13 protein-coding genes are annotated in these 16,618 nt (G+C 44.8%); 9 read left to right on the top strand and 4 right to left on the bottom strand.

Features of this window, described 5'->3' with window-relative positions:
* Nucleotides 1–56: 56 nt before the first annotated feature.
* From hutU to A136_RS18405, 3 genes are all read left to right on the top strand, one after another.
* Nucleotides 57–1,751 (top strand): urocanate hydratase, encoded by a 1,695-nt coding sequence (hutU, locus tag A136_RS18415; protein WP_017063597.1) that lies wholly within the window; start codon nucleotides 57–59, stop codon nucleotides 1,749–1,751.
* 14 nt (nucleotides 1,752–1,765) lie between these two features.
* Nucleotides 1,766–3,298 (top strand): histidine ammonia-lyase, encoded by a 1,533-nt coding sequence (gene hutH / locus A136_RS18410; RefSeq protein ID WP_017063596.1) that lies wholly within the window; start codon nucleotides 1,766–1,768, stop codon nucleotides 3,296–3,298.
* Nucleotides 3,299–3,524: 226 nt separating this feature from the next.
* Nucleotides 3,525–4,250, top strand: a complete 726-nt coding sequence (locus tag A136_RS18405; protein WP_017063595.1) for a DUF3581 domain-containing protein — start codon at nucleotides 3,525–3,527, stop codon at nucleotides 4,248–4,250.
* A gap of 141 nt (nucleotides 4,251–4,391) precedes the next feature.
* Here the strand turns inward: A136_RS18405 and A136_RS18400 are convergent, their stop codons facing one another.
* Together A136_RS18400 and ydiJ are read right to left on the bottom strand one after the other, a co-directional pair.
* Complete coding sequence (locus A136_RS18400) at nucleotides 4,392–4,853, bottom strand: methyltransferase family protein (protein ID WP_017063594.1); 462 nt, start codon at nucleotides 4,851–4,853, stop codon at nucleotides 4,392–4,394.
* Between the two features lie 66 nt (nucleotides 4,854–4,919).
* On the bottom strand, nucleotides 4,920–7,955 hold the full coding sequence (gene ydiJ / locus A136_RS18395; RefSeq protein ID WP_017063593.1) for a D-2-hydroxyglutarate dehydrogenase YdiJ: 3,036 nt from the start codon (nucleotides 7,953–7,955) through the stop codon (nucleotides 4,920–4,922).
* A gap of 222 nt (nucleotides 7,956–8,177) precedes the next feature.
* Between ydiJ and A136_RS18390 the strand changes: the two genes are divergently transcribed.
* From A136_RS18390 to A136_RS18365, 6 genes are all read left to right on the top strand, one after another.
* Nucleotides 8,178–8,861: a DUF3334 family protein gene (locus A136_RS18390; protein ID WP_017063592.1), complete on the top strand. Its 684-nt coding sequence runs from the start codon at nucleotides 8,178–8,180 to the stop codon at nucleotides 8,859–8,861.
* Nucleotides 8,862–9,070: 209 nt separating this feature from the next.
* Nucleotides 9,071–9,760, top strand: a complete 690-nt coding sequence (locus A136_RS18385) for a DUF2786 domain-containing protein (RefSeq protein ID WP_017059769.1) — start codon at nucleotides 9,071–9,073, stop codon at nucleotides 9,758–9,760.
* A gap of 118 nt (nucleotides 9,761–9,878) precedes the next feature.
* A complete protein-coding gene (locus A136_RS18380) occupies nucleotides 9,879–10,964 on the top strand; it encodes a tetratricopeptide repeat protein (protein ID WP_029235148.1) in 1,086 nt (361 codons plus the stop codon).
* A gap of 165 nt (nucleotides 10,965–11,129) precedes the next feature.
* Nucleotides 11,130–11,318 carry a hypothetical protein gene (locus A136_RS18375; RefSeq protein ID WP_017059767.1) on the top strand — a complete coding sequence of 63 codons (189 nt, stop codon included), beginning with the start codon at nucleotides 11,130–11,132 and terminating at the stop codon, nucleotides 11,316–11,318.
* Nucleotides 11,319–11,668: 350 nt separating this feature from the next.
* A complete protein-coding gene (locus A136_RS18370) occupies nucleotides 11,669–12,076 on the top strand; it encodes a SulA-like leucine-rich domain-containing protein (RefSeq protein ID WP_017055178.1) in 408 nt (135 codons plus the stop codon).
* A 311-nt stretch (nucleotides 12,077–12,387) separates the two neighbouring features.
* Nucleotides 12,388–13,491, top strand: a complete 1,104-nt coding sequence (locus tag A136_RS18365) for a phosphoribosylaminoimidazolesuccinocarboxamide synthase (RefSeq protein WP_017055177.1) — start codon at nucleotides 12,388–12,390, stop codon at nucleotides 13,489–13,491.
* 166 nt (nucleotides 13,492–13,657) lie between these two features.
* On the opposite strand, the gene A136_RS18360 is transcribed toward A136_RS18365, so the two are convergent.
* Both A136_RS18360 and A136_RS18355 read right to left on the bottom strand, forming a co-directional pair.
* A complete protein-coding gene (locus tag A136_RS18360) occupies nucleotides 13,658–14,035 on the bottom strand; it encodes a hypothetical protein (RefSeq protein WP_017059766.1) in 378 nt (125 codons plus the stop codon).
* Between the two features lie 203 nt (nucleotides 14,036–14,238).
* Nucleotides 14,239–16,617: a helicase-related protein gene (locus tag A136_RS18355; RefSeq protein WP_029235147.1), complete on the bottom strand. Its 2,379-nt coding sequence runs from the start codon at nucleotides 16,615–16,617 to the stop codon at nucleotides 14,239–14,241.
* Nucleotide 16,618: the final 1 nt, after the last annotated feature.

Genomic DNA, 16,618 nt, shown 5'->3' with positions numbered 1-16,618 from the left:
ACTACAACTACAACTACAACTACAACGATATAACGTGAAACAGAAGGAATTCCAAAATGACGGAACACCACAACAGTGACCCTCGTCTCGACACGACTCGCGAAATTCGCGCACCTCACGGCACCACTTTGCGCGCTAAATCTTGGTTAACAGAAGCACCACTGCGTATGCTGATGAACAACCTAGACCCTGATGTGGCAGAACACCCACATGCACTGGTTGTGTATGGCGGTATTGGTCGCGCGGCACGTGATTGGAAATGTTATGACAAAATTGTTGAAGTATTAGAGCGTTTAGAGGACGACCAAACGTTACTTGTTCAATCCGGTAAACCTGTGGGCGTGTTCCCGACTCATAAAAACGCACCTCGCGTACTGATCGCTAACTCGAACCTTGTTCCACACTGGGCGAACTGGGAACACTTCAACGAGCTCGATAAAGAAGGCTTGATGATGTACGGCCAAATGACCGCGGGCAGCTGGATCTACATTGGTTCACAAGGCATCGTTCAAGGTACTTACGAAACCTTTGTCGCTATCGCGAAGAAGCACTTCCAAGGTGAAGCAAACGGCAAGTGGGTTCTAACGGGCGGTCTTGGTGGAATGGGCGGCGCTCAACCTCTTGCTGCAACGATGGCTGGCTTCTCAATGATCGCAGTGGAGTGTGATGAATCACGAATCGACTACCGCTTGCGTACTGGCTATGTAGACAAAAAAGCCACCAGCTTAGATGAAGCGATGGCAATGATTAAAGAGTCAGACACGCCAATCTCTGTTGGCTTATTAGGTAACGCCGCAGACGTCTTCCCAGAGTTAGTTGAACGCAATATCACACCTGATGTGGTGACTGACCAAACCTCTGCCCACGATCCTCTTAACGGCTACTTGCCGCAAGGTTGGACGATGGAGAAAGCCGCACAAGAGCGCTCCATTGATGAAGCAAAAGTGGTGAAAGCCGCTAAGCAATCTATGGCGATTCAAGTACAAGCGATGTTAGACCTGCAATACCGCGGCGCAGCGACCGTGGATTACGGTAATAACATTCGCCAAATGGCACTGGAAGAAGGCGTAGAAAACGCGTTTGATTTCCCAGGTTTCGTTCCGGCTTATATTCGACCTTTATTCTGCGAAGGTATTGGTCCTTTCCGTTGGGCGGCACTATCTGGTGACCCAGAAGACATCTACAAAACAGACCAAAAAGTAAAAGAACTGATTCCAGACAACCCACATCTACATAACTGGCTAGATATGGCGCGTGAACGCATTCAGTTCCAAGGCCTGCCAGCGCGTATTTGTTGGGTTGGCTTGAAAGATCGTGAACGCTTAGGCCAAGCATTCAATGAAATGGTGAAAAATGGCGAACTGAAAGCACCAGTTGTTATCGGTCGTGACCACCTAGATTCAGGTTCAGTAGCAAGCCCGAACCGCGAAACAGAAGGCATGATGGATGGATCAGATGCCGTATCAGATTGGCCTCTATTGAATGCCCTTCTGAACACAGCGGGCGGCGCAACTTGGGTTTCTTTGCACCACGGTGGTGGCGTTGGTATGGGCTTCTCGCAACACTCAGGCATGGTGATTTGTTGTGACGGCAGTGAAGATGCATCACAGCGTATTGCTCGCGTACTTCACAATGACCCAGCAACCGGCGTTATGCGTCATGCTGATGCAGGTTACGATATTGCCAAGCAATGTGCCAAAGAGCAGAAGCTTGATTTACCTATGCTAAACGAAGAACTTCGTCGCCTTTAATGTCTGGAGAGAACATGTTGAACTTATTACTTAAGCCAGGACTTCTTGGCCTATCTGAACTTCGAAAAATCAGCCGTAGCCCTGTGAACTTATCACTCGATCCTGCAGCAATCCCGGATATCGAAGCGAGCATGCAAGTTGTCGAACAAGTGATTGCTGAAGACCGCACTGTGTATGGCATCAACACGGGTTTTGGCTTATTAGCAAACACCAAGATTGCGCCTGAAGATCTCGAAGTTCTACAGAAAAGTATCGTACTTTCTCACGCTGCGGGCATTGGCAAGTTCATGTCTGATGAAACCGTACGCTTGATGATGGTATTGAAGATTAACAGCTTGTCTCGCGGTTACTCTGGTATCCGCCTCAAAGTGATTAACGCTCTTATCGATCTTGTGAACGCGCAGGTTTACCCGTGTGTTCCACAAAAAGGATCAGTAGGCGCATCTGGAGATCTTGCTCCCCTCGCCCACATGAGTACCGTTCTGCTAGGTGAAGGCCAAGCACGCCACAACGGCAAGATCATCACTGGCTTAGAAGCAATGCAGATCGCAGGTCTTGAACCAATCACACTTGCGCCGAAAGAAGGCTTAGCGCTGTTAAACGGCACACAAGCATCGACTGCCTTTGCATTAGAAGGTCTGTTCGCAGCTGAAGACTTGTTTGCGTCTGCAACCGTGTGTGGCGCGATGTCTGTTGAAGCCGCGCTGGGTAGCCGTCGTCCATTTGACCCTCGTATACACCGCGTTCGTGGTCATCGTGGCCAGATGGATGCAGCACTTGCTTACCGTCATATGCTTGATCAAAAAAGTGAGATTGGTGAATCACACACTTGTTGTGAAAAGGTTCAAGACCCTTACTCACTGCGTTGTCAGCCTCAAGTGATGGGCGCCTGCTTACAGCAGATTCGTAATTCAGCAGAAACCTTAAATATTGAAGCAAATGCCGTATCCGACAACCCGTTAGTTTTCGCTGACGATGGCGACATCATTTCAGGTGGTAACTTCCACGCAGAACCTGTCGCAATGGCAGCAGATAACCTTGCACTTGCGATTGCAGAAATCGGTAGCTTGTCAGAGCGAAGAATGGCGTTATTGATTGATAGTGCGCTAAGCAAACTTCCACCTTTCTTGGTCGATAACGGCGGCGTGAACTCGGGCTTTATGATTGCTCAAGTAACGTCTGCAGCACTCGCTAGTGAGAACAAAACATTGGCTCATCCTGCGTCAATAGACAGCCTGCCTACATCAGCAAACCAAGAAGATCATGTATCTATGGCTACCTTTGCCGCTCGTAGGCTTAGATACATGGCTGAAAACACCCGTGGGATATTGGCAGTAGAATATTTAGCAGCAGCACAAGGGCTAGACTTCCGCGCTCCGAATCTATCTTCTCCTCGTGTGGAAGAAGCAAAACAGATTTTGCGTGAAAAAGTCAGCTTCTACGACAAAGACAGATATTTTGCTCCGGATATTGAACAAGCGAACTTATTGCTCAAATTATCCGTTCATAATCACCTAATGCCAGAAAGCACTTTGTGTAGCTTTTAAAGCAAAAACATTCTAAACAACACCCATTAGAGTGTCATATAAACAAGGGCTATCGATTAGCCCTTGTTGCATTGAGCCAAAGGCCATATTTCCCTTCAAATCGTCACATACCATCCAACGTATTTATCTAATTAACTGATATATAAGCAAAGTTAACTGGATAGACCATTAGAACGAAGTTAGTTAGCTATAATCCACCCCAGATTTGATGACTAATAGCGATACTATGTTTCTGACACCTTACTTTTCAACTGAAGACAATCAATTTCAATTCACTCGTGAACAGGCTAGCCACTTTGCTAAAAAAGTAGCCGCTGACTTCAACCCAATTCACGATGAAGACAACAAGCGCTTCTGCGTGCCTGGCGATCTTTTGTTTGCAGTACTTCTGCAAAAAGAAGGCATCAGCCAAAAAATGCGTTTTGATTTTTCAGGTATGGTGGGTAACGGTATTGCACTAAGCGTTGACAACAAATGTGAGAAAGAAAGCTCACTGATTGACGAGAAAGGCAAAGAGTACCTACACATGTCTTGTGAAGGTGAAAAGAGCCACGATCAAGCATTCATCGAACACGTAGTAACAAACTACGTTAAGTTCTCTGGCATGAACTTCCCACACATCATGGTTCCTCTTATGGAAGAGCAACAGATGATGATCAACTGCCAACGTCCTCTTGTGATTTACGAGAGCATGGAAGTTGAATTTACTCGCCTAGACCTATCTCACCCAGAAGTTGAATTCTCTGGCGCGACTTTTGATGTTGAAGGCAAGCGTGGCATCGTGACACTGAACTTCGATTTCAAAGAAGACGGCGAAGTTGTCGGTAAAGGTGTGAAGCGCATGGTAGCAAGTGGCCTTAAGCCATACGACCAAGCTTCTGTCGACGACCTAGTAAACCGCTTCAATGAGCGTAAAGAGATGTTTCTAGCTCAGTTCGCAGCTGCCGCTTAATCAGCATCCTTATTTACACATCTCGATGTAAATAAGCTCTAGAATAAGATCAATAAAGCCCAGCTTGATATCCTCAAGCTGGGCTTTTTTAGTACGATCCCTAACTACACGAAGACACTCAAGCCGGCACTCAAGTCAAAACTAAATCCAGCGTCTAACCTTTTGTTTGTAATCAACATATTCCGCACCGAACAATTGCTCTAGAGCGCGTTCTTCTGGCTTAATTTGGAACTGATTCATGTAGATTACGAATACAAAACTGAGTAAGACACTGAACAGGTTTTGGAAGAAGTAGCCAAAGCAAAACAGTAGGATGAATAGCCCTAGATACATTGGATTTCGTGTGTAGCCAAAGATTCCACTGTCCACCACTGCAGACGCGGTTTCGACTTTAATCGGGTTAACGGTGGTTTTCTGTTTTCGGAATTCCCATATGCCTGATATTCCAATCACACCACTCAATATGATCCCGACGCCTAGCACAACCATTCCATAAGGTAATGCCAGTGTCCCTTGGCTCGACTGCTGAGCGCAGAAGTATGATGCTACGAATACAATAATGAACAGTGCAACGGGTGGTACTTTTAATTCTAGATATTTCATACTTTTCCTTATTAACATTCCTTTGTTAGTTTAGAAAAAAGCCCAGCAATTGCTGGGCTAAATGTATTAAAGAATTTTTGCTAGCGCCTGTAATGGATGAGCAAGCTTCTCACCTTCAAAACGCTTCACTTGGCTACGGCAAGAATAACCCGTCACCAAACAACGATCTTTTGGTAAGTCCTGCATTTGAGGCTTCCAGCTTAAACCATATATGTCTTTCGACATTTGAAGCTTATCCACTTCATGGCCGAAAGTACCCGCCATACCACAACAGCCGACAGGAACGCTGGTTAACGCAGCACCAAAGTGTTTGAAGATAGCGCCCCACTCTTTTTCAGCGTTCGGCATTTTGGTCTTCTCAGTACAGTGAGCGAACAAGTACCACATCTCTTCACTTGCTGAGCGCGCTTCGAACTCACCTAACGATGGCATTAACCATTCATGCACGGTGAGCACATCAAAGTCGCCACGCTTGTCACCTAAGATCTCGACGTATTCATCGCGATAACAAAGCACCAGAGCAGGATCAACACCCACCAAAGGAATACCGATATCCGCCACCATCGACAAGAAATCCGATGTAGATTTCGCCTCACGAGCAAAACGATTTAAGAAGCCCTTAATGTGCAGCGCTTTTCCATTGGGTTTGAACGGCAGTAGTACCGGTGTTTTACCAAGCTTCTGAGCCAGAGTAACGAAGTCTTCAACTACTTCTGCATCATAAAAGCTAGTAAACGGGTCTTGAACGATAAGTACATGCTGTTTCTTCTGCTCAGGAGACAAGCCTTCTAAGTACTGTAAGTCGAAGAGTTGCAGTTCTTTACTCGCCAAACGATTTTTTAGCGTAGGCACCGACATCAATGGTGCATCAACATAACCGACCGTTTTAGCCGTTGCGGTTTGTATCCACTGTTGACCCAATGCAGCGTTGACTACTTTTGGCGCTTTCGCCATCAGCGGCAGCATGGTTTCAATGTTGGCAACTAGATAATCTTTTGCAGGGCGCTGGTAACGCGAGTAGTAGATGTTCAAGAATCGAGAACGGAAACTTGGTACATCGACTTTGATCGGACATTGACTCGCACACGCTTTACACGCCAAACAACCGTTCATCGCCTCATGAACTTCATGCGAGAAATCGTACTCATGGCGTTTGTTCATCGTATTGCGAACACGCTCAATCATAGTCTTAACGGGTGTGTTGTCTTTCAACGCTTCTTGCTCAAGGTCGAGAATATCAACGCCTTGTTCAGTCAGTTGACGCAACCACTCTCTTACCAAGCCTGCGCGGCCTTTGGGTGAGTGACGTCGGTCAGCCGTAACTTTCATTGAAGGACACATTGGCGAGCTAGTATCGTAGTTGAAACACAAGCCGTTACCGTTACATTCCATTGCTTGCTTGAAGCTGTCACGAACTTGTACGTCGATCTGACGGTCGTAGAAACCACGCTTGGTATCGGTGACTTTCACCAATTCAGCGTCACTTTCTAAAGGCGTACAGATCTTGCCTGGGTTCATCTTGTTGTGCGGGTCGAATGCTGCTTTAATACGTCTTAATTCGGTAAACAGCTCTTCACCAAAGAAGTCTGGGCCATACTCAGAACGGAAACCTTTACCGTGCTCGCCCCACATTAAACCGCCGTATTTCGCCACCAGCTTAACCACTTCATCAGAGACTTCATGCATCAATGCTTCTTGCATCGGGTCACACAGATCCAATGCTGGACGAACGTGTAATACGCCCGCGTCAACGTGACCAAACATGCCGTAATTCAACTCTTTTGAATCGAGTAACACTCTAAATTCAGAGATGAAATCCGCGAGGTTTTCTGGTGGTACACAAGTATCTTCAGCAAAAGCGACTGGCTTAGCTCGGCCTTTCGCCGCACCTAACAGACCCACTGCTTTCTTACGCATGTTGTAGATTCGGCCAATGCTCGCCAAATCGCTACAAACTTGAAAACCAATCACGCCGGCTTCTTCGCTTTCAACCATGGTTTCAAGGCGTGCAGTCAGCGCTTGAACTTGCTGTTCAACTTCCGCTTCATCTTGGCCTGCAAACTCAACCATGTTGATGCCAAGCATCTCTTTGTTCGGAACATCAGTCAGCAAATCGCTCACGGTGTGCCAAACGATGTCTTGCTGCGCTAGGTTCAATACTCTTGAATCTACCGTTTCAACAGACAGTGCTTTCGCTTCCACCATGAACGGCGCATTACGCAGCGCAGAATCAAACGTGTTGTATTTCACGTTAACCAGTGTGCGCGCTTTTGGAATCTTGGTTAGGTTTAACTTTGCTTCCGTGATGAATGCTAAAGAACCTTCAGCGCCACATAGAACGCGAGTTAGGTCAAAGCTGTCATCTTGTTCGTTGATTGCATTCTTTAGGTCATAGCCTGTTAAGAAGCGATTCAGCGGAGGGAATTTATCTAAGATTTGAGCGCGTTTGTCTCGACAAACCGCCTCTGTCACCGCAAGTGCATGGTGAGCGAATTCACCCTCTACAGGTAAGCCGTGTGATAAATCAGATTCTAGACATGAACCATCTGCGAACACCGCTTGCAGCGACAATACATGGTCAGACGTTTTGCCGTACTTCAATGACCCTTGGCCCGAAGCATCGGTATTGATCATGCCACCCAAGGTTGCTCGGTTACTGGTAGAAAGGTCTGGAGAGAAAAAGTAACCATAAGGGCGAACAGCGTCGTTCAATTGATCTTTAACGACACCAGACTGAACTCTTACCCAGCCCTCTTTCTCGTTAATCTCAAGAACCTTATTCATGTATCGCGACAGGTCAACCACGACACCTTTTGTTAAAGATTGTCCGTTGGTTCCGGTACCGCCGCCACGAGGGGAAAAAGTCACGCGTTCGTAAGCGGATTTAGAAACCACTTTACCGATAAGCACAACGTCTTGCGTTGTTTTAGGAAGGATGACCGCCTGCGGCAATTGCTGATAGACACTATTATCAGTCGCCACAGCCAAACGGCTAGAATATTGAGATTCAATGTCGCCAGTAAAGCCCGCTGTTTTTAGTTCATCTAAAAAGCGTACGACAACTGGATCGACATCAGCATTGAGTTGAAGTCTTGGTAACATTTGCTTCCTGCCCCTACTTCGCTGATCCTATCAGCATTGGGTTATCTGAGATTTATAATAATTTTCTTTGAATTTCGTCACTTTACTACTATTAAGATCATATAAAAAGGTGATCAAATCAGAATCTCAGTGCAAAAATGGAGAAATAGTCACTTTCGTCTTAATTCAGTAACAATATACTGAATAACATTTTGTTTAAGACATCTCCACGAGCACATCACAATGAAAAAAAACAAAACAGTCACAACTGAAGATATCCTTCTTAAACTATGCCAATCAGTCTCAAGCGTACTGACTTCAGCGACGGCTTCTCAGGTGTCCTATTCAGCCATGGTTCAAAAGATCAACAAGACAAGCCTAAAGCCAGATTTTGGTTGCTTCGTTCTGTTTGACGGCGGCTTTTCTGGTCTCGTTGTTATTAATTTTACGTCCAAAGCAGCGCTAGAGATCTACACCAATTACATGCGCAATATGGGCATGCCTGAAAACGAGCTTGCTGTGCTTCATACTTCAGACGAAGTGGGTGATGTATTGGGTGAGTTGATGAACCAATTAGTTGGCGATTTCACCAATAAAATCCGCAAAGAGCTGCAAACCAACATCACACAAAACCAACCGAAAATGCTGGCTCTGAACAAGCAAGTTAACCTTTCTGTTGATACCAATCTCGACCGTCCACAAGCTCGTCGTGTGACCTTCTCTACCGCTAATAACAACATCTTCTACCTTGAGCTTGCGATGGATAAGACTGAGTTCATTCAATTAGAAGAATTTGAAATCGCAGAAGACGAATGTCCAGATAGCATTATTGAGGCGACTCAGAAAAAAATGCAAGAAGCGAACAAGCCAGCTCAAAGCTCTGGCAATGATTCTGCGGCAGATCTACTCGATGAACTGGGTATCTAGTTTACGAATGCTCTAGACATATTGAAAAAACGTGTCACTAACGCCATCAATACGCTTGATGGCGTTTTTGTTTTTACCGCCAACTGGGCTCATGCAGTTCAATGTTCACCGCCTTCCTTGTTCATCAAACCAGTTTTGCCTTTCTGTTACCCGCGAAAACATGTAAAATGTTGGACTTTTAAAAATTTGCGGTACTGATTAAATTGTCGATGGATAAGAAAAAAGCCCTAAAGAAAATTGCCAAGTGTCTTGAGCTTGGAAATTCTGCGAACGTCAATGAAGCTGCCAATGCGATAAAAATGGCGCATAACTTGATGCTGAAATATGGTCTCGAAAAAGACGATATTGAATTTATCAAGATGGGGAAAACTCAGTCCAGTCACCTGTTACCTGCAAATATCAGTTCTACACTGCTGCGTGTTATTCGCGGTATCAACACCAAATTTGGCGTAGAAGCCGTATTGCTGAATCATAAAGGCCTCAAGCGTGTTGAGTTCATTGGTGAAGCCGACCGCGCGATCTTCGCAGCGTTCGCTTTCGATATCATTTATCGTGAACTGAATGAACACACCGGCCAATTCAGAAATAGCTTTGCTGGCTCTGGCACAGGGTCCTTAGAAGTGACACGCCGCGTGAACTCGTTTGTTTCAGGCTGGGTTGAAGGTGCGCTTGAAAAGCTACCAACCATTACTCCCGACGACGAATCAAACAACAAGATCAATAACTACATTGATAAAGAATTCAAAAATATCGACCGTGAAACGTTCAAGCAGCAACTGAGAGAAGCGATGAAAAACCTCACCGCCGATTATGAAGTTGGTTTGAAGAAAGGTCGTAAATTGTCTGTTAATCGACCAGTTGGCGGTACCCAGGCAGCTAAAAAGATAACTAAATCATAGAGCCGATGCACATTGGCTTAGGGTATTGATAGTGATTACTTTAGTCGTATCACTCGCCGAAGAAGATACGACTTAATTGACAACCACATATCGTATTAGACTTAACTATGAGGTCCCATTGTTTATCGTGTCCAATTTTCCCCCCTCATCATTTCTTAGAGCTCTATTTCTAGCCCTCATCTTTTCCACGATACCGTTGTCCACCACACATTTCGTGCACGCAGCAAGCAGTGATGAATTTTCACTAGAATCACAACCTCAAGATCCAGTTTCTCAATACCAATTAGCTCAAGCTTATGAGTCGGGTGTCGACGTTCCTGTTAGCACCAGTGATGCATTGTATTGGTACACGCAGTCAGCAGAAAACGGCAACCCAAACGCGCAATTTAGACTGGGTGAATGGTACTTGGCAGGAACAGGTGTTGAACAAAGTAACAAACTTGCTTTGGAATGGTTTATCAAAGCAGCGTTGCAAGGTAACCAGCGCGCGCCTATCGAGGTAGCAAAACTCTACGAATCCTCGCTAGAACAAGACCTCCTTCAACCATTAGATAAAGCGCAGCTATGGTATGAAGCAGCCTTAAAAGATAATCCACAAGCAGAAGACGGCTACAACCGCGTTTTGGAAGCACAATTCAACCAGCAACGTGCAAAACAGATCTCTTCAATAGAACAGCTCGATGACAGCATCGACTCTGAAATAGACACCAGTCAGGGGGTATCTAAGCACGTTCAATCTAACCAAGCATCACGCTCTAACCTCTCCAGTTCTAGCCTAACTAGCTCTGACTATATGATTGGTGCTGCGTTGGCCGTGTTGATTTCAATCATCAGCATTATTGCGACGCTCGTTATCTCAAGAAAAAGACAAGCTCTAAAGTCGGGTGATTCGCGACAGCAACAACAATCACTTGAAGCGCAGCTTAGCTCGAAGGACCTTACGATTAAGCAGCAAAAACGCCAGCTGAACACTATGTTCCACGAATTGAAGAAGCAGAAAAACAGCAAAGGTCTGAGTAATTTGCAGGTGGCCTGCGCGCTATTTGGCTACACACCTAGCTCAATCCCCGACCAGAAAAGCATCAAGATCCGATACAAACAGCTATCAAAGATCTACCATCCAGATGGTCACGGATGTGACGAAGAAATGAAACGTTTGAACAATGCGCTAAAAACCATTTTACAAAATGTTACAAAACCGTAAACAAACACACATCTTCATTTTCCTAGATCTCAAAGATATCGATTTTATTGGTGTTGCAATCGATCCCCCTCTCAAAAATGGGTAACAAACTATTAACTAATGGGTCTTACTTGTGTCATAATTTGCGCCGAAAATACACCTGACTTAAACAGGTGAGGAGAGAATATGTTCACAATAGAAGGCGTTTGTGATTGGTGCAAAAAGCCAAGCCTAGTTAAAAAGCACGACTACCTAGATGGTAAGTGTCATCATGCATGTAACGAGTGCAATGATATTGCAACCATTGATGTTCGCCAGTTCAATATTGGTGAAATGGAAATGAGAGCAAAACTCTCCCAAGCGACATTGAGATAAGCAACACCGTGAAATATAAGAAAGCGCCTAAGGCGCTTTTTTTGTGCCTGTGGTTTTAGATCTTCTTTCTTCTTTCTTCTTTGTTCTTTGTTCTCTCTTCTATACAGGTATATACAGTACTTTTCTGCAAAAACCAGTGTATACACCTGTATAAAGCTCACATTTATTCAACTTATGATACAAAACAGCAGATTCATTCAAATTTAATTTATCGAATACTTTCAATGATTTAATCATTTACCATCCATAACCTCAGACGAAATCGTCCAATAATCCCGCAAAAAACGCTTGATCTTATAAGTAACTAAAACTACTGTATACACATACAGCATGTATATAAGGACAGCAAAATGATTCAAGCACACGTTAAAGCACAACACTCTAGCCCGCTAGTTCACTGCGCATTTACATCAGTTTCTCGTAAAAGCAAAAATTCAAACGAGGAAGCGTTGTTTGCAAGAATGGCGTTGCTGTCCAATCAACATCAGTGGTTACTGTTTACGGCTCAAACACCAAGACCATCGGCTAAGCAGCTTAAGCAACATAATGTTTGCTGCGACCGCGTTATTCATATGAAAGCCTCTCATCAAATGACTGAGGTAGAGACTGTCGAGAAAGCAATCCGCTCTAAGAATGCGAGCGCGATTGTTGCAAGTGCATCGATTGATCAGTTCAGCCAACAGTACCTAAGAACATTAGGGTTACGCTTTCAATGTGAAGTCTTCTTTATGGATGCAAATTCAGAGCGTATTCACTAAGCCACCTTGCTTAATAACATTTTGGCTCAAAAACATGGTCCACAAACATAGCTTAATCTTTTAGCTAACAAACTTAATTTAACTTAAGAAACAATTCGCCAAAACACAGTCCAAACATACTGCCTTCCCCTGCCCTACAATTCGCCCATTTTTTAGCGGATTGTTAGGCGGGGGTTTTTATTTAAACAACAGATTTAGCAATCGTTTGCTTTTTATCTGGAAGCAAATAGTAGATTGGGTATAATGCCCGTCTAATCATGTGCACACCGCACTTCTCTGTATGACGTTTGATAAAAGATAGGAATGTCTAAATGAGCCTTGCTGACCAAGTTCTTGCCGTAAATGATGACCTACCAATCCGTACTGATAAACCTGTCCACAGTGGCAAGGTTCGTTCGGTCTACTGGTTAACTGAAGAAGATAGCCAACGACTAATTAAAGAGAAAGGCTACGATGTAGCACCAGATGCGCCTTTAGCAATCATGGTGATCAGTGACCGTATCTCTGCATTTGATTGTATCTGGCGTGGTGAAGGGAATCTTAAAGGTGTTCCAGGTAAGGGAGCGGCTCTGAATGCTATCTCTAACCACTGGTTCAAATTGTTTAAAGACAACGGACTTGCTGACAGTCATATTCTTGATATCCCTCACCCGTTCGTATGGATTGTACAAAAAGCTCGCCCAGTCATGATCGAAGCGATTTGTCGTCAATACATCACTGGTTCAATGTGGCGTGCATACGCAAACGGCGAACGTGAATTCTGTGGTATCGAGATGCCTGAAGGCCTTGAGAAAGACAAGAAGTTGCCTGAGCTACTGATCACGCCTTCAACAAAAGGGATTCTGAAAGGTATTCCTGGCGTTCCAGAAGCTGACGATGTGAACATCACACGCAACAACATCGAAGATAACTTCGCAGCATTCAACTTTACTCAAGCAAGCGACATCGCGCATTACGAAAAACTTCTTAAAGAAGGCTTCAACGTAATCAGCCAAGCGCTAGCAAAAGTAGACCAAACCTTTGTTGATACCAAATTTGAGTTTGGCTACGTCAACGATGCTCAAGGCAAAGAAAAGCTTATCTACATGGACGAAGTCGGTACTCCAGATTCATCTCGCATTTGGGATACTCAGGAATATAACAACGGCAACATCGTTGAGAATTCAAAAGAAGGCTTCCGTCAGTTCTTGCTTAACTACTTCCCTGATGCCGACATTCTTTTGAATAAAGAGCGTATGCCAGAACGTGAAGCATTGGCTCGTGACAATGAACTTCCACTGGATTCTCTAATGTCTCTGTCTCGCACTTACCTTGATATCGCAGCGAAAATCACAGGTGCGGAGATCGTACTGAGCGAAAATCCTAAGCAAGAGATCATCGATGTACTGCGCGCTGACTATGGTCTAATCGACTAGTCGCTTAATTGCTAATTGCTTAATCGCTTAATCTCAAAATAAAAAGCTCGAAAGCTAATAAGCTCGTAGACTCAAGTTTTAGATACTAAAAGGGCCTCAATATTTGAGGCCCTTTTTACGTGTACGTTTTTACTATTCCTCGAGAGAGATTATAGGCGAGCTGAAGTTACAGCTTAATCGTGAACTCTTCTCCAGAATTACCCGCAATCACTAAATGACTGCGCGATTCAATATACTCGATCTGCTCTTCTTCAAGTGAATATGGCATCACCACTTTGAGCTCATTGATCCCTTCCAGCTTAGCGAGCTTGAGTAAGGTAACAATGTTCGACTCATCACTTTTACGCGTCGACATTGATTTCAATGCCATCTGCCATAAACGATCCTCTGGGGTGCCCAACTCTTTAATGCTATCTCGCCAGACGGTACTGAACACTGGCGCAATTGTGGTGAGTGCTTCCAGAAAAGTCCATTTTTTACTGCATGAGGCGCCAAGAAATGTTGTGTAATCGAACTCTACACGCGTCTCTTCCTGTTTATCCATGATGTCCCCCGACACTTTGGCAACACAATATACTCAATATCTATCAACTCTTTCTTTATAGCAATAGGATATAGAAGAATAGTCTTTTATGACCTTTTGATTGGTTAAAAAGGAATATAAAAATCAAACTTGTAACAAAATAAGCACTGAAAAATCATATATGCATCTATTTGATTAATATTTTAGAGATAAAACTTATCCATCTATTTGATATCAATTATTCGACTCGCTTTTTTGAACTGAATACGCCAACCAGACCATGTCGGTAGCTCCCAACGTTTTGGCGATAACTTTCGGCTACCCGACTGATAATGGACGTAAATCAGCTTTCTTGCGGGCAAGTATTCAACATCGAGTTGCAAGTCGGCAAGGCTCAATGCAAACGGGTATTTTTCCGAAAATTCTGAGTAGAGCCAAGTTGGAATGCCATCGAACGGTATGTCTGCATGATCGAACATTTCCAATTCGCTGACATCAGTAACACCTAGTACTTCAAGCTGCTCTATAAACCATAGCTCAAAGTTAATGTTCTCAATTTCTGGTGTGTATTTAGTTTGTTCATCGAGACCAAGTTTCACATACAACTGCCAGTGTTTGATTTCTTGAGTGCGAGCCTTTGCAAAACCGGGAAGCTGCTCTCCATTTAACACAAGGTCGACGATAGGTTTTAACGATAGTTGCCCTTCAGCGGCGACGAGTTTGGTTGTAATCGTGCGGCCTGCGTACACCAATGCCATCTCGGTAAAAACACCATCATCATTCACAACGGTTTCGCCTTGCTCCCACTCTCCTAGTTCAGCATCAATGAGAAGCTCAAGAGGAATGGGTGTCGTGACCGTCGCTAAGGTCAGTGTTTGCTTAACGCCTCTTCCCGGCAAGCTGTGAGTATCCAACACCAACATCGCTTGTGCATTATCAGGGAAACGGTTCTGACGACCGAGCACCACTTCTAAAACACCATTGGCAAAGGCTTCTTTCCTTTTCAGTCGGCGCACAAACACCAGTTCAGGATGCAGATTCACAATGGTCTTGAGCAATTCAATGCGTTGGAAACGTGACGCGACTTCTAGCTGAGGAAGTTCAAATACCTCCCGCATTTGCTTCGCCAATCCTTGAGCTTCATTCAGAGCCTGTTGGTCGATGTCTAAATGCGGATATTCTCGACCGCGCACAATCTGAATCAACAGGCTTAAATCACACCCTTCCTTCTCTTGTTGCGCGAGCGCTTCAAGATGTTCTGCATTGTTTGGTAACTGATACAAGCGAGCAGGAACGGACAGCGCCGCAGTGAGATCAACCATCGCCTCTTTTAATGCTTTGGTTTTGATTCGAGTAACGATATCGGCATACAAAGCATCAATCGGCAACGGATACAGCTTTTTACCATGCTCGGTAACTTGATGGTCGGCGTTAATCGCTTCCATCGTCAGCAAGGTTTGAGTTGCACTGTTGAGTGATTTCTCTGGAATAGGGTCAAGGAAGGACAAGCTCTCAAGCGGAGATCCACAACATGCTGCGGCCAACATAGGTTCAGTCAGCTCTTCACGCTGCAATTCAGGCGGTGTGACTAACTCTAACGCCGCATGTTCACCATATAGACGCACGCAAACGCCATCCATTACCCTACCCGCGCGGCCAGCTCGCTGTTTGGCACTCGCTCGTGATATGGATTTAAGCATCAGTGTGGTTCTGCCATTACGCTGAACGGTGCGTCTCTCTAATCCTGAATCTATCACCACGCCAATGTCAGGAATGGTTAATGAGGTTTCTGCAACGTTGGTCGCAAGGATGACCTTTCTCAAACCATTACCTTCAGTATGGATATTCCGACCCGATAACGCTGAATCTCGCTCTTTATCACTGACCGACGCATGCAATTTAACAACTTGGATATCTGGATTTTTCGCTAAGGCTTGTTCGCATTGCACGATCTCTTTTTTACCCGGTAGAAAAACCAACATATCGCCAGAAGAAGCGATCAACTGATGATTAACTTCTTCCACGATACGCTGCTCTAGATGTCGGATATCAGGCAGTGTTCTGGATTCATTCGCTCTGTGCTCAATCTCAACTTGATAGGTTCGCCCTTCACAGCTTATGCGATTCGCATCCAAATAATGAGAAAGGCGCTCACCCTCAATGGTTGCTGAAGTGATCACCAAACGATGGCTCGCTTTTTGTTTCAGAATCGCCACCAGAAGATCAATGTCCCAGCGCCTCTCGTGAAACTCATCCACCACGATCACATCAAAACTAGCTAATCCATCTTCTGATAACCAACGCAGCGCGATACCGGGCGTCACAAAAACAACGTTAGTTTGCTCGTTGTATTCCGACTCAAGCTTAATCGCATAGCCCACTTTGCTACCCAACTTCTCGCCTGATCGCTGCGCGAGATATTTAGCCAGTGATGTACACGCGATGCGTCTTGGCTCCACCACTAACACTCGTCCATGTTGAGAGGCCCAAAGTGGCAGGCGCGTTGATTTACCTGATCCGGTTTCCGCCTCTACGACAAGGTGAGAATTAGCGATTTGTTCGTGGAATACGTTTTGATAAGCATCGATGGGAAGTAATGACATA

Origin of the sequence: Vibrio crassostreae 9ZC13 (genome assembly GCF_000272045.2) — a bacterium.
GTDB classification, from domain to species: domain Bacteria; phylum Pseudomonadota; class Gammaproteobacteria; order Enterobacterales; family Vibrionaceae; genus Vibrio; species Vibrio crassostreae_C.
This window is presented reverse-complemented; position numbering and strand designations above follow the sequence as displayed.